The following is an 18,722-nucleotide window of genomic DNA, read 5'->3' as shown; positions in this document are numbered from 1 at the left end:
AAAAAGGAAAAATTAAAATAGTTGCCCAACCGAAAAGCAAATTGGCGCTTAAAACAGAAATTATATTTGACGTACTCTGAGCTCTTTAGGTACAGCAAACTCTATATTTTCTTCACGACCAGGACGTTCGTGTGCTTGTTTAGCGCCCCAACTAAGAAGTTTATCGATAACTTCCTTAACTAAAACTTCAGGCGCGGAAGCACCTGCGGTTACGCCGATATTTTTAGCGCCATCGAGCCATTCTTTTTGAATGCATTCAGCACTGTCGATTAAATGTGCTTGTGCGCCGATTTTTTCAGCAAGTTCACGAAGGCGGTTTGAATTAGAGCTATTTTGCGCACCAACAACAAGCAATACATCACAGTCTGCCGATAGCTCTCTGACCGCATCTTGTCGATTTTGAGTGGCATAACAAATATCGTCTTTGCGCGGGCCTTCGATGGCAGGAAACTTTTCCCGAAGGGCATCAATCACATCCGCTGTATCATCAACTGAAAGTGTTGTTTGACTGCAGTAATACAACTTTTGAGGGTTCTTCACTGGCACATTGGCAACGTCATCCACCGACTCCACCAGATAAATTCCACCAGCATCGTTATTGTACTGTCCCATAGTCCCCTCAACTTCAGGGTGTCCTTGGTGACCTATTAGGATACATTCAGTGCCTTTTTTACTAGCGCGCATGACTTCCATGTGTACTTTGGTAACCAGTGGACAAGTTGCGTCAAACACTTTTAAACCGCGTTTATCTGCTTCATTGCGCACCGCTTGAGATACACCATGAGCAGAGAAAATAACGATACTATCATCGGGAACTTCATTTAATTCATCAACAAACTTGGCACCACGTTGTTTCAATCCATCGACCACAAATTTATTATGGACGACCTCATGGCGTACATATATTGGCGGCGCAAAGATTTCTAACGCTCTTTCAACGATAGTGATCGCGCGGTCAACACCGGCACAGAAACCTCTTGGATTGGCTAAATGAATCTGCATAAGTTACACACTTAGCTTACGCTAAGAATCTCCACATCAAAAATTACCGTTTGACCGGCCAATGGGTGATTAAAATCGACAGTTACTGAGTCTCCAGCGACATCGCGAATAATTCCCGGAATTTCACTGCCATCTGGCTGACTAAAAGCAATGATAGCGCCCACTTCAATAGGAGTCTCAGCAGAAAAACGAGATTTATCCATATGGTGAATATTATCAGGATTAGGCATGCCAAAGGCTTCATCCGCTTGTAAGGTAAATGCCTTTTTATCACCTTCTTTCAAACCCAATAAGCAGGATTCAAAATTAGCAGTCAAACTGCCATCCCCCATTTGCAGCTTAGCAGGTTTATTATTCACCCGAGTGCTATCTGCAGCTGAGCCATCAGACAATTTAAGATCAAAATGCATTAGCACCTCACTGGATTGATTAATTTCCAGCATTATCTGTTTCTCCATCTTTTTCTTTATTCTTAAACATATCAACAATTAGTAAAAATGCGCCCAAACAAATCGCGCTATCAGCGACATTAAATACCGGCCACTCATACTGTTGATAATAAACATGTAAAAAGTCGACTACGTAACCATACATAATACGATCGTAAACATTGCCAAGTGCACCACCTAGAATTAAACAAAATGCAACGGGCAACATAATTTGATGTTTTTTGGCACCTTTTAACCAACGCAAAATTACCACACTTACGGCTATCGCTATGCCAGTGAACATCCATCTTTGCCAGCCACTTGCATCATTGAGAAAACTAAATGCTGCGCCATAATTACGTGTATGAGTTAGATTGAAAAAAGGAGTAATTTGAATGGATTGATACAACTCCATTGCAGCTAGCACTGCATGCTTACTCCACTGATCTAGCACTAAGGTTAAAACAGTAAGCCATAAAAAACGTAATCCGGTTTGAGAGAATAAATTAAGCATATTGTCTCGTCTCACCAGCACCTTCTACATTGTCTACGCAACGATGACACAACTCAGGATGAGTTTGGTCAGTACCTACATCTGCTCGATGGTGCCAACAGCGAACACACTTGGCATCCTCTGATTTCACAATCTCCAACCATAAATCGGCGATTTCAGTGCCAATTGCGTTGTCAGGCTTAGCTGAAGCTTCGACTACTTTCGCTGTGGAGGTAATCAACACAAAACGCAATTCATCTTGCAATTGTAAAAGCTTAGCGGCTAATTCTTTGCCTGCATACAGGGTCACTTGAGCTTCAAGTGAAGCACCTAATTTCCCCTCTTTTCGCTGTTGCTCTAAAGCTCTATTTACCTGCTCTTTGACTGCAAGTACCTGTAACCAAAAAGCATTATCGAAGCTACCAGCGCTAGATTGTTTCGGTAAACCATCGTACCAAGTACCAGTAAACACGAATTCGTCACGTTTACCTGGCATTTCCTGCCACAGCTCTTGTGCAGTAAAGCTAGTAATGGGTGCCATCCAGCGTACTAATGCTTCAACAATGTGGTACAACGCGGTTTGACAAGAACGTCTAGCATGTCCATCGGCCTTAGCAGTGTACTGACGGTCTTTAATGATATCTAAGTAGAAACTACCTAATTCAATCGAACAAAACTGCATCATTTTTTGGCTTACAACCAATAAATCATACTTTTCGTAAGCTTGAATAATGTCATTTTGAATTTCTGCAGCACGTCCAACCGCCCATTTATCCAGTTCAACCAACTCATCAAAAGGCACTAAATCTGTTTCCGGATTAAAGCCATTCAAGTTAGCTAAAAGGAATCTCGCGGTATTACGTATACGGCGATAGGAATCCGCTGAACGTTTTAAAATTTCATCCGATACTGCAATTTCACTGCGATAATCGGTAGAGGCAACCCACAAGCGCAAAATGTCCGCGCCTAATTTATTAATCACTTCCTGAGGAGCGACGGTGTTACCGATAGACTTTGACATCTTCTTACCTTCACCATCAACGGTAAAGCCATGAGTTAACACTTGCTTGTATGGAGCATGTCCTTTTTCAGCCACACTGGTCATCAATGATGACATAAACCATCCGCGGTGTTGGTCTGAGCCTTCAAGATATAAATCAGCTGAAGCAGGAATATCATCTCTACTGTCCACCACAAAGTGATGAGTGACACCTGAATCGAACCATACATCCAAGGTATCTGGAACTTTTACAAACTCTGTTGCGTCGTCACCCAAAAACGCCTGAGTGTCGATGTCCCACCAAGCTTGGATCCCACTTTTTTCAACTAACTTCGCTACTTTTTCCAACAGTTCATCGGTATTTGGATGCAGTTCACCGGTATCTTTATGAACAAATAAAGCGATTGGCACACCCCACGTACGTTGGCGTGAGATACACCAATCAGGACGTCCTTCGACCATACTCTCTATTCGGCTTTGCCCCCATTCTGGTATCCATTGGGTTTTCGCGATTTCGGCCAAAGATTGTTGACGTAACCCATTTTTGTCCATGCTGATAAACCATTGGGGAGTTGCACGGAAAATAATTGGCGTTTTGTGACGCCAGCAATGAGGGTAACTATGCGTATAAGCATGATGGTGAACCAAAGCTTTGCGCTCCACTAACACATCAACAATGTGAGAGTTAGCTTTTAGTACGTGCTCGCCTTCAAACAATTCAGTGCCAGGCAAATATACACCGTTTGCACCCACTGGATTAGCGACTTCTAAACCGTACTTTGCACCAACGTTAAAATCGTCGACACCATGACCAGGCGCTGTATGTACACAACCAGTACCGGACTCAGTGGTAACATGGTCACCTAAAATAATAGGTACCGTAAAGTCGTAAAATGGATGCCATATATGTTGATTTTCTAATGCATCACCATGGCAATAACCTAACGCGTGATAATGTTCAATGCCAAAACGGTCCATACAAGAACTAACCAAATCGGACGCTATCACCAATCTTTCAGGCTTATCACCCTCAACTTGCACTAAGGTATACTCAAGTTGCGGACTCACACAAACAGCTCTGTTGGCAGGTAACGTCCATGGTGTTGTCGTCCAGATAACCACTGAAACGGGACCTTCTCCCACGTGATTTTCTGGATGTTTAAAGGCTTCTGCTATGGCGTCTTGATCTTGCGCACTAAAACGCACATCAATCGAAGGTGACTGTTTGTCTTGATATTCAACTTCCGCTTCAGCTAGAGCCGAACCACAGTCAGTACACCAATGAACAGGTTTAAAGCCTTTTTCCATATGACCTGAACGCACTATACCGCCAAGTGCCCGAATGATGTCGGCCTCTGAGGTAAAGTCCATTGTTTTATAGGGTCTGTCCCATTCGCCTAAAACACCAAGGCGAATAAAATCACTTTTTTGTCCGGCTATTTGACGTTCAGCATACTCGCGACATTTTTGTCTGAATTCAGCCGCAGTGACCTTCTTACCTGGTTTGCCTACCTTTTTTTCAACTTGTAGTTCAATAGGCAGACCATGACAGTCCCACCCGGGCACATAAGGCGCATCAAAGTCAGATAGAGTCTTAGATTTAACAATAACGTCTTTAAGAATTTTATTTACCGCATGACCGATGTGAATATCACCATTCGCATATGGAGGGCCATCATGCAAAATAAAAGGTGTTTTGCCTTTTTTAGCATCGCGAATAGCATGGTAAAGTTTTTTCTGAGTCCATTGCTTCAGCATTTGCGGTTCCCGATTAGCCAAATTTCCGCGCATTGGGAAGTCTGTTTCGGGTAAATTTAACGTATGTTTATAATCGCTCATTGAGGCTAAAATCCAATTCTTAAATCTATTTTAATCAGCGCACAAAAGCTCACGAGCTATTTGTGCATCGAACTCTATTTGTTTTTTCAATAGTTCGAATGACTCGAACTTAATTTCGTCTCTTAACTTCTTAATAAATTCCACTTGAATCAACTGCCCATATATTTGTTTATTAAAATCAAACATATGAACTTCAAGCTGAGAACGTTGACCATTTACTGTAGGACGGATCCCCACATTAGCAACGCCATTTAAGTAAGCACCATCTAATCTTACTTTTACGGCAAACACGCCTTGAATTGGTGTTTGACATCGTTTCAACAAAACATTTGCCGTAGGGAAACCTATTGTTCTCCCACGTTTTTCACCATGAACCACTTTACCGGCAATGGCAAAAGGCCTGCCTAACATCGCTTCTGCTTCTGAGATATCCCCATTTGCCAAAGCGGTGCGTATTTCAGTAGAACTAATACGGCAATCTTTACGTAAAAAACTCCGAGTACTAACGACTTTGTATCCGTACTTGTCGGCATTTTGCTCTAGTAATGTAAAATCACCTTGTCGCCCTTTGCCAAAGCGGAAATCATCGCCTACCACTAAAAACTCGATACCCAACTTTTCAACAAGCAGGTGTTTAATGAAATAATTAGCGGTTTGGCTTGCAAACTCTCGGTCAAACTTAATACATAACAGGCGATCAACGCCAACCAATCTAAGTTGTTCGAATTTATCCCGCAATCGACTTAATCGCGCTGGCGCATCTTCAGGCGTAAAAACTTCTTCAGGTTGAGGTTCAAATACCATAACGGTGGAAGGCAACCCAAGATTTTTAGCCTGTAGAACCAAATTTCGCAAAACGGCTTGATGACCTAAATGTACACCATCAAATTTGCCAATTGTTAACACGCATCCTTTGTGGTCCTCGCGGATGTTGTGTAAACCTCGGATCAATTCCACTGCTTTCCTCAATTCAATAACTAAATTATTTCACTTCGATCAAAGGCGGGAATTATAACGAACTGTGCAAGTAAAGAAAGTCAATCGGTGTTATATACTAGCAAAAGTAGGTATTAGTGGACAAAACTCACAAAAACCAAGGAATTTATCGGTTTAATATCTAGGTTTATTCGCTGATTGATTGTTTTACTGAACTTTATGGGTACCGACGAAACTGCTTGTTCGAACCCCAACTAGCAGTAAGGTGACTACAAAGGATAAAAATCCAAACACTATTAGCTTGGCTAATTCGTATGCTTTTGAAAGCGTGTCCATGTTCTGCCAAATCGTCACATCAGCATTAAAAAATTGTATGACTGACACCATCACCACACAACCGGCTAGTATTTTAAGCAAAAACACACAAGTATTAGCCGTAATTTGAAACACCCCTAAACGATGTAACTGCACGTACAAAAGTGTTGCATTCATGGTTGCCGACATAGCCGTTGCGATAGCAAGACCGACATAACCATAAGGAATGGCTAATGCGATGTTAAAAAATATGTTAGCCACCATGCAATAAATACCGTAACGCACAGGGGTTTTGAGATCTTGTCGAGAGTAGAAGCCAGGTGCCAGTACCTTCACTAACATAAAGCTCAATAAACCAGTGGAATAGGCCATTAAACTATAAGACGCCATAGTGGCATCTTGCGCGGTGAAAGCACCGCCATAAAATATGGTTAATAACATAGGTTCAGCCAGCACAAATAAACCAGCCGCTGCCGGCGCCCCAAGCAAACACACAACCTTTATTCCCCAGTCCATACTGTTGCTAAAGGATTGTCTATCTTGACTCACATACTGTTTTGAAAGGGTTGGTAGAATAACAGTCGCAATAGCAATACCGAAAAGCCCTAACGGAAACTCCAATAACCTATCGGAATAGTAAAGCCAACTAACCGAACCTGTCATTAATGTGGTGGCAATCATAGTATCGATAAGTAGATTGATTTGACTCACAGATACACCGAACAGCGCGGGGATCATCAAACGTCTTACTTTACGAACTTTAGGATCGGACCAAGCCCATTTGGGCTTAACTAGCACACCAGCGCGATATAAAAATGGAATTTGAAATAGTAATTGCAACATTCCGCCTGTAAAAACACCCCAGGCCAGCGCGAACTCTGGATTTTCAAAATACGGAGATAAATACAGTGCGCAACTGATAATCGCCACATTTAGCAGCACAGGCGTAAACGCCGCAACCGCAAATTTATTCAGCGTATTTAATATGGCACCAGACAAACCAGTTAGCGAAACAAAAAATAGATACGGAAAGGTAATTTTCAGCATTAAAGCAAAGGGTTCGAATTTATCCCCTTGCGGGCCGTCATTTAAATAATCAACAAACCAACCTGCGCCAAAAAGCGCCGCCACGACTGGCGAACCTATTACCCCTAAAAGAGTGACTATGGTTACAATGACACCTAAGGTACCTGAAACTTTTGCGATAAATAACTTGAGATGCTCTTCATCACCCTCACTTTTCACTTCAGATAAGACCGGAATAAAGGCTTGAGCAAACGCCCCTTCAGCGAATAAACGACGTAAAAAATTGGGAATTTTATTCGCGACTAAAAAAACGTCAGCGGCTGCGCCCGCACCGAGCATGTTGGCGACCACCACATCACGTATTAGGCCAAGTATGCGCGACAAAAACGTCATAAATGAGACAATGACACCGGACTTAAGCAGTTTTTTTGACAAAAATGATTCCTTTACACCGTAGCCGGTAAAAACAGGGGGTTATTATGCGCGATAAAGTAGAACAGAGTCTATACTCTCCCCTGAATCCAAGGTAAATTAGAATACTTGATGTAAATATCGATTATTCCTTTAAAACTGTTTGACAAAGGCCTATCAAATAGGCACAATCTGCGCCCTTGAATTTTGACTAGATTTTTTTCGGGAGTTTCAAATTGGCTAACATTAAGTCTGCTAAGAAACGCGCAATCCAAGCAGAAAAACGCCGCCAGCATAACGCTAGCCGTCGTTCAATGGTACGTACTTACCTTAAGAAAGTAATCGCTGCTATTGCTGCTGGTGATAAAGAAGCTGCTACAGCTGCTTTCACTACAGCTACTCCTTTGCTTGACCGTATGGCAACCAAAGGTTTGATCCACAAAAACAAAGCTGCTCGTCATAAGAGCCGTCTTGCTTCACAGATCAAAGCTCTATAATTACGCGTTTAGTAATACATTAGAAAAAGCGCTTATGGCGCTTTTTTTATGCCTGCAATTTGATATCTCCACGAATCCTGTCAATTTAATGCCAATTTGATTAGCTTTAGGCCTGCCTGCCGTGGCAAACGAATTTTCCTTGGCCTGTCATCATTTATTCAAATAAACGTCACTAATTTGTAAATACCGTCCGTTAACTTGCAAACCCCATAAACAAAACTTAATTACCTTACAGCTTCGGTGAAGGGTAAGGGTTTTATTTGTTCTGCTTTCTACTTCACGTTTATGGTGCGCACATGAAAAAACAATATAGAACGGTTTGGTTGTCTGATATCCATTTAGGTAGCAAAGACTGTAAAGCCGAATATCTACTCGACTTCCTGAGCAACCACCAATTCGAAACCATTTATTTGGTAGGTGACATTATTGATATGTGGGCGATGAGTAAGCAGTTTCGTTGGCCAGATAGCCACAATCAGGTTCTGCATAAAATTTGGCAATTATCACAAACTGAAACCAAGGTAATTTACTTACCAGGCAATCATGACCAACCATTGCAAAAATATAATGGCATGGAGTTTGGTCATATCAAAGTAGTGCGGGACACCATCCACATCACCCAGGACCATAAAAAACTATTGGTTTTACATGGCGACCAATTTGACCAAGAAGTGTGCTTCGGACCAGTCCATGCGTGGATTGGCGATAAAGCTTACGACTTATTATTGTTTATAAACCGTTGGTTCAATCGTATTCAAACCCTGCGTGGCAAACCTTATTGGTCACTGGCGGGACATATTAAAAAGCATATTAAAGGGGCCAGTTTAGCCATTGAGAGATATAAACAAGCCTGTTGTGAACGAGCAACTAGTCGCGGCTTAGATGGTGTGGTTTGCGGTCATATTCATCACCCTGAAATATGCACAAAACGTGATGCTACTTATTTCAATGATGGAGATTGGATAGAAAACTGTTCAGCGCTGACGGAAAATGCAGAAGGTCAATTACAGCTGGTGTATTGGACTCAATTAGCTGAAAAAGCTCAGGTAATACCGATAAAAACTGACGAGAAATCAAAAAATTCGCAAGCAGCCTAAAAGCATATTAAGACAATGCAACGTCACAAATTTGCAAGAAATGTGGCGTTAAATTGTCATATTTGCAACGTAACATCCGCCAAAATGCAGACACATTAAGGTGTGAATATGTTCACTGTTGAAGAAGTTATAAAAAAACATTACCCACAAGCAGAAAACAACCCTTGGCTTTCGAAACCGCTGCAATTCGCCTTACGACACTTACTTCATGAAAAAGAAATGTTGGAATTTGGGCAGACCTATCCAAATATCCAAGGCATTGATTTTATTGAGCAGGTACTGGAATACTTTAATATTAGTTACTCCGTTAGAGATATTGAAAAAGAACGCATCCCAAGCTCAGGACGGGTTGTGGTGATTGCTAACCACCCTATCGGCTCGCTAGACGCCTTAGCGTTATTAAAATTGTTATGTGCAATAAGACCCGACGTAAAAGTCGTTGCCAATCAGATGTTGATGACCTTAGAGCCACTACAAGACATGTTACTGCCAGTCAATAACATGCATGGAGGCACCCCTAAAGAGCATCTTCAAAATATTCATCAACATCTTAAGCAAGAAGGGGCTGTGCTGATTTTTCCTGCTGGCGAAGTCTCACGTTTACGTCCTCAAGGCGTTAGAGACACACGCTGGAATTCAGGTTTTTTGAAAATTGCTCGCTCTACAAACTCCCCCATCTTGCCAACTTTTATTGACGCCAAAAATTCACCACTTTTCTACGGCGTTTCCATGTTATACAAACCTTTGGCTACCGCGTTATTGGTCAAAGAAATGTTCAAACAAAAACGCAAACATTTACCCATTCGAATAGGCGAAATAGTGCCGGTAGAGTCATACAACCACAACACCTTATCGCGCACTCAACATGTCAAATTATTCAAAAAACACCTGTATAAAATCGCGTCAGGTAAACGTGGTGTTTATAAAACCCAAACGGCCATCGCACTACCAGAGAACCGTAAAACATTGTCGAAAGCCATTAAAGCAGAATGCGAGTTATTGGGTGAAACCGGTGATGGCAAGCTTATCTATTTATATCAATATGCTAAATCATCTCCGATTATGCGTGAAATAGGACGACTTAGAGAGGTGGCTTTTCGTGCTGTGGGTGAAGGCAGTAATAGGCGCAGAGATATTGATAAGTTTGACAATCATTACTTACAGCTGATCTTATGGGATAGAGATGATCTGGAAATTGCCGGAGCTTACCGCATTGGTGATGCAAAAAGAATTGTCGAAAAATATGGCATAGATGGACTTTATTCAAGTACTTTGTTTAATTACCAAGACAGCATGACCCCCTACTTTGAACAAGGGTTAGAGCTGGGGCGAAGTTTTGTACAACCACGCTATTGGGGTAGACGCAGCTTAGATTATTTGTGGTACGGAATAGGCGCTTTTATCCAGAAAAATCCTCAATACCGCTATTTATTCGGTCCTGTTAGTTTAAGTAACTCTTATCCTAGCGCGGCAAAAAGTATGATTGTGCAGTTTTATCAGTTGTATTTTCCACCGCAGGAACATCTGGCCAGTTCAAAGCTACCCTATGAGATGAGCGAACAACTCACTTCACCATTTACTGGTGAAAATTACAAACAAGACTTCACGACGTTAAAACACTTATTAGCGAATATGGGCATGCTTGTACCAACCTTGTATAAGCAATATTCTGAGACTTACGATGATAATGGTCTGCAATTTTTGGACTTTAATATCGATCCTGACTTTAACGACTGTATTGATGGGCTAGTTTTGGGCGATATTTCCAAAATGAAAGCTAAAAAGCAACAGCGTTATCTGCAGCAGGATATTAAAAAAGCTAGCTAACTTAGAATGCAAGTAAAAGCCTAACCAGTGGATATTCACGATTCACCATTGACTATTGCTGTTGAATCGCATTATCGTTGATAGCATCTGAGCTACTTTAGCCACTTGCTAGCTCTACGCTGATGTTAGGAGGAATACATTGCTGCGCTTTTTATTTTTAATACCCATTGCGCTATTCCTGATTTGGATAGTCTACCTAAAAACCCACGGTTACAGTTTAGATGACGGCAAAAAAGGATTTATTAAAATCCTAGTAATTTCAATCGGTATTGCTGCGACCTATTTGATCTTAATGTGGATACTTTGAACAATTTCATCCTCATTAACCTAGGTGTTTTTACCAGCACTTCTTAGGCTCACGCTGCATGGATTGATTAATGCTTAGAATGCTGCATGCTGAGTCTTTTTTTTGATTATTTTGTGCTTTTGCAAATAGGGTAAAAGTTGCTCCGCCCTTTATTTCTGAGGAGTAGATATAATGTTCGGAATTTTCTAAGCCCAATTCTTCAACACTTGCATAACGCCCATTAGTGATTCGAAATTGCCCTTGCATAAGGGTACTTTCGAGCATCTGATTTTGCGCCTGCTGCCGCCGTGACTTTAAGATATTACCGCTAAAAACATTACCCGATATGGCCACCAAAATGGCAATGATTGCCAAGGTAATCATTAATTCGATCAAGCTAACTCCTTTGCTCATAAAACTGTACTCCATCTTTTTTAAATTTTCATATACTCAATATCAGTAAAGCACATGGAAAATTTCAAAGGGTATTGAAAGTGCGTTTAAATAAAAAACATCAGCTTAGATCTCACCTCACTAGAGGGCTTACCATTTTAGAAGTGATGGTGGCGCTTACAATTATCGCTCTACTTGCTGCAATTGGCGGCCCATCAATAATTCAAACTTTACGCCATCAGCAATTGAAGGCTTCTTTGCAGACCAGTTACTTTTTACTGCAACAAGCTAAATCCACGGCAATCACACAGAATAAAAACATTACCGTACAATTTAAAAATGGCGACAACTGGTGTATCGCATTAAGCGATACGGGCCCTTGCAATTGCCAAGTAAAATCGCTGTGTAGTGTGGATAACATAGAGTATCGCGTATCGGCTGAAGATTATCCTCACATCTTATTTTCGAAAATTACCATGGGAAAAGATCAGGCTATTATCTTTGACGGGGTCAGAGGCACTGCAATTGGCAATGCAGGCTCCGGTGTGTTTAGCAATGGCACTGAAGCCGCCAAACTCATTGTGAGCAATTTAGGTCGAGTCAGAATTTGCATGCACAGTGGTCACTTAGGAGCTTTCCAAATATGTTAAGTAGACAACTAAGAGCACTTGGTTTTTCGCTAATTGAATTACTTATTGCCATGGTAATTGGAATGTCGGCATTGGCCAGTTTAGCCGGATTTATTGGTAATGCCGCAGCTTCTAATAGCAAGTTCTTAATGCTAATGCGTTTAAATGAGGAACTTAATACCGTAACAAACTTGATCACTGCAGAAATACAGCGAACAGGTTTCAATGCTGAAATAACCGCTGCGATACATAATCCTGATATTTACCTTAGCCAATTTCATCAACCTATTGTTATTTCCAAGCACCCTAAAGAAAGCAGTGATAGCTGCATACTCTATGCGTACGATAAAGATAAAAATGGCGTTATCAATTTAGAAGGAAGTGATGAAAATTACGGATTTCGACTACATAACGACGCAGTTGAGATGCGTCAAGATGGCGCTGATTGTGCTGCTGGCGGTTGGCAAGATCTGACCGACAGCAGTGTCACTTCTGTTGAGGAGTTACGATTCAGCATCATTTTCATATCCGAATCGACAATAGGTATCCGGATACATATATCAGCCTCAGTGAAACAGCATAGCACCATGAGTAAGCAAATTACTCGAGACGTGTATGCACATAGCCAGCAAAATGTTTAAGCCTAATCGAGCCAAGCAACAGGGTGCAATGATGTTAATCACAGTTACCTTATTGTTGCTGCTGACTTCGACCATCATTGTATATAGCGCTAGGGTTAGCCTAGTAAAGCATCGAGTTAGCCTGAATACACAAAATAAGGTAACCGCTGAGAATATGGCAGCGTTAGGTAACTTCCGATTGCTGTCGCAAATTAGTCAACAGCCGCAACAAGAACTGCCTAAACTAAACATGCTGATAGAAGGACAAGGACAGTATTCTGCTGAAATGAAAAGCTTACAAACTGAGCGATTTAGTCATCAAATGCGCGTCATAAAAATTAGCACTACAGGCACATCAGAAGACCATTTAGCCAACATAGAGGTTTCCCAACATATTATTGCATACCCGCTAATTCGCTCATTGCCTAAGGCAGCATTAATAGTTGGTAAATCCATATCTATCGAAAATAAGTTAAAATTAATTGCTAACCCCAACGGTGCAGGTATAGGTCTACCCTTGTCCCTGTGGACGTCCGACAAAATCGATATCACTACCTTAGACCTAATTACCTGTCAGTTGTATGAATATATCAATGGCGAATGTGAATCATCCCCCTTGAGTAAGGGTCAGCAGAAAAATGGCGATATTGTGGATAATCCGAAGGATTTTCCCAAGGACATATTTGCTTACCTGACGAATTTACCGGTTAAATACCGAACACAGCTATTAGATGAGGCTGATAAAGTCATTTCCCACTGTGAAGACCTGAACAATCTAAGTTCAGGATTAATATGGGTGAAAGGCGATTGTAAACTAAGTAAAGAAACCACAGTGGGTACAACAGAACGTCCTGTCATGTTAATAATTGCGAATGGCAATTTGGTTTTTTCTGAAAACTCAGGAGTCCAGGGCATTGTGCTGATGTTGAAGCCATTTGATTCAATTTTGGCAGCCCATATTGAAGTCAACGGGCCTGCATTAATTGAAGGTGCGCTAATCGCAAGCGAATCAATTTCATTTAACAACCTACCTTTAACCATAAAATATGATGCTGTTGTGTTAGACAATTTTCGGCAATCTCCAAGTAACTGGCGAATCGCACTTGTACCTAATAGTTGGCGCAACTTCTGATGCCTTTAATAGGTGGAGCTTCACAAAAGTTATCACAGGGCTTTTCACTCGTTGAAGTGATGATAGCGTCATTAATATTGCTTGTGGGAATAACGGGGTTTGCAACTATGCAAAACCGCATAATGCAATCAGAAAAATCCTTAGATTTACACGCTAAAGCGGTCCAAATTGCGAAACAAAAAATGGCTGAGCTTAGCCATTTTAAACGTAATCAAACAGCCGACGGTAAAACCAGCTACCAATCAATCGCTGACGATAAAGGGGGCGCTTCAGCGGCAGGTGAGATTGAAATAATCGAAAATGCGCATACGGATAATAGCGCTAAATTTAAGCAGCACTGGCAGGTTACAGAGCAATATTATGTTGATTCTGATGATGATGGTAAAGCTGACAAGTGGGTAAATGATGAAGATAAAGATGCACCAGCTCCGCTACCTTCGTTAGCAGACAGAAAAGCCGTAACCGTTAAGGTAAGCTGGCTAGGTAGTGACGGCAAAACCCAACAATATGAGTTAAGTGGTTTTATTGCCCCTATCCCCACAAATAGAAGTTTTCATGTATTTCATAAAACGCCAGAGGGTAACTTAGTAGCCAAAAATCAAATATCAATGACGAGTCAGAAAAATCTCGTTAAACACAAATTAGACGAAGATTTAGTACAGGCAAGTTTACCCATTAAATTCGACGAAAAAACTAAAATCAGCACAGCGAGTACGATTAGGTTGGTGCTCGATGAAGATTCAAAACACGCCACAATACAACAACAAAGAGAATTTGCCTTCGCCCAGTGTCGATGTGCATTGTCCACTGAAACTAAGGCTAAAACGCCAGCACAAGTTGTCATTGATGGAAACCAGTTGGCAATCAAAAAAGGGCTGTGGAAAATCAAAACCTCAGGTATTGCCGAACCAGGTCAGTCCCCATTGTGTTCTAGTTGCTGTCGTGACCATCACGATACAAAGGATATGCTGACAAATCAAAATTACTATAGAAACGAAAGTGGTAGTGCGCACAAACATTTTAAAGTCGTCAGCAAAGGCAAATATATTAGTGCCAGCAAGATTGGTGATCAATATGATGAAGTATGCCGCTTTGAACGAGTTGATGGCGACTTTGAGTTACTAGCAGATTTACATTCCCTGCAAACCATTTCTTTTCTCAAAAATCAGATGACGGAGGAGTTCAGTAACCAATATCAACAATATGTATCAAACCTGATTAAGAGTCACGTTTTAGAAAAAGCTTTACCTTTATCACCACTTGAAAATACCTTGCTGATGTCGCCATCTGCAGCTCAACTTGAGTTGAGAAGTATCTATGTGGAACGGCTTCAACATGAAGACAACGAAGTCATTAAAAAAATGATCCTCGACGGCGACTCTGATTGGCAGAGCTTGATACCTTTTTTAGATTTTGAGATAACCATGCAAGCTAACTGGAATAGCAGTAATGAACTCGTTGCTAAGGTTAGCAATCAGCCGAAGCAAAGTGTATTTTCTCCCGAAGAGTTACAATATGCATCTTATAGTAAGGGCCGTTTAATTGCCTTAATGGCTGGCAACAGTGAACTATCAAATGAAATAAGCAAAGGTAACGAAGGCCTAATTGGCTCCCCTTCCATTTCAATGTTTAATCAATATCAAACAATATCTAGCAGAGTACTCCAGCTAAAGGTGAAGGGTGGCGGTACACCTGGCCTAATCGTGGATATATTTTGTACGAACACTGAGGATGATATTCAACTGCCTTGTAATGAGAAGCAGATAGTAGAAATAAGTAAACTTAAAATGGCACCTGAAAAAGGCGAGTTTAGCTGTAATATTGAAATGTTAACAAACCCTAATACTAGTTTCTTTAGCTGCTCAAACGCTCCTAAAGGCTGGCTGGGCAAGATTGTTATTGATACCAGTCTGCTAGACTCGAGTGTCAATTTAGTTTGGAGAGATCCTAGTGAAAAAACCACAATGGGCACTAGCTTTGGATTGATAAAGCCATTAATTGAAACATCCCACTCTGACTATTGGTTGATAGTAGAATTTGATAGCTGAGCTAGATTCAGGTGGTAGTCTCCCCATGCGTTAGCAACCATAAAAGGCAAACTTCAGGCATAAAAAAGGCCAGTGAGACTGGCCTTTTAAGAACTAATTATGAATTACTGAATATACACTTCGATATCTGCTTTTGCTTTCAATGCTTCAATTAGATTAGTAATTTCAGTTTGAGATTGCATTTGGCCTAGTTGACGTTGCATGGCTATCACCTGCTCTGCAGGTAATGCCGCGGAGCTGTTCACATTGTTTAGCTGCACAACACCAATATCACCGTTGGCTAATTCTACTACCGCTTTATTTTGCTCAGGATTAGCTGATAATTGAAATACTTTATCAACAATCGCCGCTGGAATTTCACTACCGAATCTAGCCACGTCAGCTTGTAGTTCCCAACCAAGATTTTTTTCAGCAAGTTTATCGGATATATCAGTACCGTCTTGTAAATCAGCCAATAAAGACTGCGCCCAAGCTTTAGCTGCTTCTTGCGCTTTTTGAGCAGTAAGCTGAATGACGATCTCAGGTTTAACTTCATCTAGTGACTTAGTGCGCTCTGCTTCGTGCTCTTTAACACGAATAATCATCACATTATTCTCACCAATTGAAATCAGTTCACTATTTACACGATCTGCAATTAACTCTTCTGAAAATGCTTGGTTCACTACCAATGGACTTGAAACCTCTGCTGGAGGCGCATTTTGAGTAAACAACTCCGTAGATTTCACTTCAGTATCTAATGCTTCTGCAACTTCGACCAAACCATTTGGCATTTCAAATGCCAACTCAGCAGCGGTGTTCTGAAGAATAAAGAACTCTTCAACTGCTTTTTCCCGTCTTACTTGTTCAGTTAAGGTATCTTTAACTTCGGCAAAAGGCGTTACTTGCTGATCTTTAATCTCAGTAAGCTTAATGATTTGTAATCCGAAATCAGACTCAACAATATCGGTAATATCACCCACATTTTCAAGATTGAATGCTGCATCTTCAAATTCACTATCCATATCACCGCGAGCAATAAAATCTAAGTCACCACCATTTTCAGCAGAAAACGCGTCATCTGATACTTCAGAAGCAACTTTTGCAAAATCTTCGCCACCACGTACACGCGCTAAAGTAGCTTCAGCTTTCGCCCGGGCAGCTTCTTCGTCATCACCAAATTCGATAAGAATAAGTGAAAGTTTTCTTTGCTCATCAGTTTGGAAATCATTAGAAGATCTATTGTATAAGTCTTCTACTTCTTGTTCTGTCACTTCAATACCTGACATCAAATCATCAGCATTAAGCTCAATATATTCCAAGCTTACTTTTTCTTGAGTATCAAACTGAGCAAGATTTTGTTGATAATATACTTCAATATCCTGATCGTTTACTTCTACTGATGAAGCAAAATCAGCCGAGGGCACTGAGAAATATTGAATATCGCGAGTTTGCAATTGCAGGGAAAGAACTTTAGAGGCTTCAGACTTTAGACTAAACTCACTGCCTAACATCGCGCTGACGAACTGTTGTCGCGTCATTTCGCTACGCAGGTAGTCTTTGAAGGTACTAGGTTGAAAGCCAACTTGACGTAATGTCGCTTTAAAACGCTCATTATCAAAAGATTGACCAACTTGAAACTCTGGCATATTGACAATACTTTCACGAATTTGCTCATCGCTAACACGCAAACCAATTTCTTCGGCTGCTTGCTCCATCAACTTATCCGCGATAAGTCTATCCAGAATACTCTTACGGAACTGATTCAAATACGCAGTATCAGCAGCAAGTATGCTGAAGCTTTCTCCGAATTGTGCTTCCATCCGTGCACGCTCATTCTGATACGCACGATCAAATGTAGTTTGGGATATTTCACTTCCATTAACCGATGCAGCTGCATTGCTTGATGAAGATACATAACCGCCAACGCCCGCGAAGACGAAACTTAAAATAACTAAACCTAGGATCACTACAGCCCAAGTGCCTTGCGATCCTTCTCTAATTTTTTCCAACATATGCGTCTTTTCTCTCCGACGGACTAATGAATTCAACCGTGTTAAACGTTTTCTACACGGTAATAAAGCGGCAGGATTATAACGTGAAAAATGGTTTGATCACCAGTGATATACCCAAGTAAAACGAATTCAGCGGTTGTTTCGAATAATTCTTTAAAATTTATTCACATTGGAGGCCAACTTAACCCCCTAATAAGCAACCAACTCATTGCGCTTTGCGCTTTTTAGTTTTTTCGTACTAAACATACAAAAAGGGCGATGATCGCTCATCGCCCTTTTTTAAAAGACTAAAATTCTTAGTTACAAGAATCTTTAAGTGCTTTACCAGCTTTGAAAGAAGGCACTTTCGCTGCAGCAATCTGGATAGTTTCGCCAGTTTGCGGGTTACGACCACTGCGAGCTGAACGCTCACGAACTGAGAATGTACCAAAGCCAACTAGCGCTACTTGATCGCCGTCTTTAAGAGCTGCAGTAACTGCATCGGTAAATGAATCAAGAGCACGACCAGCAGCTGCTTTAGAAATATCTGCACCAGCAGCAATACTATCGATTAGTTGAGACTTGTTCACAATAGATCCCCTTCATTTGTTTTTATTTATTGTTCCGCACATTTTTTATTACGGTCACGTTATAGCAAGCTTAATTTTTAATTTCAAGCAATGTTTTACGATTTGTTTACATTTATGAATCGTCTCAATCCCTTTTGTGATAAGGCTTCTGACGAATCTGTGCTAAAGGCTATCATATCTTTT

16 protein-coding genes are annotated in these 18,722 nt (G+C 41.0%); 7 read left to right on the top strand and 9 right to left on the bottom strand.

What is annotated here, in order from left to right:
- Positions 1-60 precede the first annotated feature (60 nt).
- From ispH to murJ, 6 genes are all read right to left on the bottom strand, one after another.
- Positions 61-1,002, bottom strand: a complete 942-nt coding sequence (gene ispH / locus VUI23_RS05440; RefSeq protein ID WP_216049975.1) for a 4-hydroxy-3-methylbut-2-enyl diphosphate reductase — start codon at positions 1,000-1,002, stop codon at positions 61-63.
- 11 nt (positions 1,003-1,013) lie between these two features.
- Entirely contained in the window at positions 1,014-1,445 is a 432-nt protein-coding gene (gene fkpB / locus VUI23_RS05435; protein ID WP_216049974.1) for an FKBP-type peptidyl-prolyl cis-trans isomerase, read from the bottom strand.
- Positions 1,432-1,944 (bottom strand): signal peptidase II, encoded by a 513-nt coding sequence (gene lspA / locus VUI23_RS05430; RefSeq protein WP_216049973.1) that lies wholly within the window; start codon positions 1,942-1,944, stop codon positions 1,432-1,434. Before lspA ends, fkpB begins: the two co-directional genes overlap by 14 nt.
- Positions 1,937-4,762, bottom strand: coding sequence for an isoleucine--tRNA ligase (gene ileS, locus VUI23_RS05425; RefSeq protein WP_342807223.1), 2,826 nt, complete (start codon positions 4,760-4,762; stop codon positions 1,937-1,939). Before ileS ends, lspA begins: the two co-directional genes overlap by 8 nt.
- 30 nt (positions 4,763-4,792) lie before the next feature.
- Positions 4,793-5,719: a bifunctional riboflavin kinase/FAD synthetase gene (gene ribF, locus VUI23_RS05420; RefSeq protein WP_216049971.1), complete on the bottom strand. Its 927-nt coding sequence runs from the start codon at positions 5,717-5,719 to the stop codon at positions 4,793-4,795.
- Between the two features lie 186 nt (positions 5,720-5,905).
- Positions 5,906-7,474 carry a murein biosynthesis integral membrane protein MurJ gene (gene murJ, locus VUI23_RS05415; protein WP_216049970.1) on the bottom strand — a complete coding sequence of 523 codons (1,569 nt, stop codon included), beginning with the start codon at positions 7,472-7,474 and terminating at the stop codon, positions 5,906-5,908.
- A 212-nt stretch (positions 7,475-7,686) separates the two neighbouring features.
- Between murJ and rpsT the strand changes: the two genes are divergently transcribed.
- The 3 genes from rpsT (at position 7,687) to VUI23_RS05400 (ending at position 10,871) form a co-directional block, all read left to right on the top strand.
- Complete coding sequence (gene rpsT, locus VUI23_RS05410; RefSeq protein WP_216049969.1) at positions 7,687-7,947, top strand: 30S ribosomal protein S20; 261 nt, start codon at positions 7,687-7,689, stop codon at positions 7,945-7,947.
- Between the two features lie 296 nt (positions 7,948-8,243).
- Positions 8,244-9,044 carry a UDP-2,3-diacylglucosamine diphosphatase gene (locus VUI23_RS05405; protein ID WP_216049968.1) on the top strand — a complete coding sequence of 267 codons (801 nt, stop codon included), beginning with the start codon at positions 8,244-8,246 and terminating at the stop codon, positions 9,042-9,044.
- Positions 9,045-9,152: 108 nt separating this feature from the next.
- Complete coding sequence (locus VUI23_RS05400) at positions 9,153-10,871, top strand: lysophospholipid acyltransferase family protein (RefSeq protein ID WP_342807222.1); 1,719 nt, start codon at positions 9,153-9,155, stop codon at positions 10,869-10,871.
- 337 nt (positions 10,872-11,208) lie between these two features.
- Here VUI23_RS05400 and VUI23_RS05395 read toward each other — a convergent pair whose 3' ends face one another.
- Complete coding sequence (locus VUI23_RS05395) at positions 11,209-11,571, bottom strand: type IV pilin protein (RefSeq protein WP_342807221.1); 363 nt, start codon at positions 11,569-11,571, stop codon at positions 11,209-11,211.
- A gap of 80 nt (positions 11,572-11,651) precedes the next feature.
- Between VUI23_RS05395 and VUI23_RS05390 the strand changes: the two genes are divergently transcribed.
- The 4 genes from VUI23_RS05390 to VUI23_RS05375 are packed head-to-tail and all read left to right on the top strand — an operon-like array spanning position 11,652 to position 15,979.
- Entirely contained in the window at positions 11,652-12,200 is a 549-nt protein-coding gene (locus VUI23_RS05390; protein ID WP_342807220.1) for a GspH/FimT family pseudopilin, read from the top strand.
- Positions 12,194-12,820: a prepilin-type N-terminal cleavage/methylation domain-containing protein gene (locus VUI23_RS05385; protein ID WP_342807219.1), complete on the top strand. Its 627-nt coding sequence runs from the start codon at positions 12,194-12,196 to the stop codon at positions 12,818-12,820. Before VUI23_RS05390 ends, VUI23_RS05385 begins: the two co-directional genes overlap by 7 nt.
- Positions 12,813-13,931 (top strand): hypothetical protein, encoded by a 1,119-nt coding sequence (locus tag VUI23_RS05380; RefSeq protein WP_342807218.1) that lies wholly within the window; start codon positions 12,813-12,815, stop codon positions 13,929-13,931. The genes VUI23_RS05385 and VUI23_RS05380 overlap by 8 nt, the downstream gene beginning before the upstream one ends.
- Positions 13,931-15,979: a prepilin-type N-terminal cleavage/methylation domain-containing protein gene (locus VUI23_RS05375; RefSeq protein WP_342807217.1), complete on the top strand. Its 2,049-nt coding sequence runs from the start codon at positions 13,931-13,933 to the stop codon at positions 15,977-15,979. The genes VUI23_RS05380 and VUI23_RS05375 overlap by 1 nt, the downstream gene beginning before the upstream one ends.
- A 104-nt stretch (positions 15,980-16,083) precedes the next feature.
- Here VUI23_RS05375 and VUI23_RS05370 read toward each other — a convergent pair whose 3' ends face one another.
- On the bottom strand, positions 16,084-17,970 hold the full coding sequence (locus VUI23_RS05370; RefSeq protein ID WP_342807215.1) for a SurA N-terminal domain-containing protein: 1,887 nt from the start codon (positions 17,968-17,970) through the stop codon (positions 16,084-16,086).
- A gap of 296 nt (positions 17,971-18,266) precedes the next feature.
- Positions 18,267-18,539 (bottom strand): nucleoid-associated protein HU-beta, encoded by a 273-nt coding sequence (gene hupB, locus VUI23_RS05365; RefSeq protein ID WP_008844220.1) that lies wholly within the window; start codon positions 18,537-18,539, stop codon positions 18,267-18,269.
- Positions 18,540-18,722: the final 183 nt, after the last annotated feature.

The organism is Alteromonas sp. M12 (assembly GCF_037478005.1).
Taxonomy (GTDB): domain Bacteria; phylum Pseudomonadota; class Gammaproteobacteria; order Enterobacterales; family Alteromonadaceae; genus Aliiglaciecola; species Aliiglaciecola lipolytica_A.
This window is presented reverse-complemented; position numbering and strand designations above follow the sequence as displayed.

Bases quoted from the DNA above. Each gene is read 5' to 3' on its own strand.
- VUI23_RS05400 (WP_342807222.1), top strand. From the start codon at position 9,153: ATGTTCACTGTTGAAGAAGTTATAAAAAAACATTACCCACAAGCAGAA.
- VUI23_RS05375 (WP_342807217.1), top strand. From the start codon at position 13,931: ATGCCTTTAATAGGTGGAGCTTCACAAAAGTTATCACAGGGCTTTTCA.
- ileS (WP_342807223.1), bottom strand. From the start codon at position 4,762: ATGAGCGATTATAAACATACGTTAAATTTACCCGAAACAGACTTCCCA.
- fkpB (WP_216049974.1), bottom strand. From the start codon at position 1,445: ATGCTGGAAATTAATCAATCCAGTGAGGTGCTAATGCATTTTGATCTT.
- VUI23_RS05395 (WP_342807221.1), bottom strand. From the start codon at position 11,571: ATGAGCAAAGGAGTTAGCTTGATCGAATTAATGATTACCTTGGCAATC.
- VUI23_RS05370 (WP_342807215.1), bottom strand. From the start codon at position 17,970: ATGTTGGAAAAAATTAGAGAAGGATCGCAAGGCACTTGGGCTGTAGTG.
- lspA (WP_216049973.1), bottom strand. From the start codon at position 1,944: ATGCTTAATTTATTCTCTCAAACCGGATTACGTTTTTTATGGCTTACT.
- VUI23_RS05385 (WP_342807219.1), top strand. From the start codon at position 12,194: ATGTTAAGTAGACAACTAAGAGCACTTGGTTTTTCGCTAATTGAATTA.
- VUI23_RS05405 (WP_216049968.1), top strand. From the start codon at position 8,244: ATGAAAAAACAATATAGAACGGTTTGGTTGTCTGATATCCATTTAGGT.
- VUI23_RS05380 (WP_342807218.1), top strand. From the start codon at position 12,813: ATGTTTAAGCCTAATCGAGCCAAGCAACAGGGTGCAATGATGTTAATC.
- ispH (WP_216049975.1), bottom strand. From the start codon at position 1,002: ATGCAGATTCATTTAGCCAATCCAAGAGGTTTCTGTGCCGGTGTTGAC.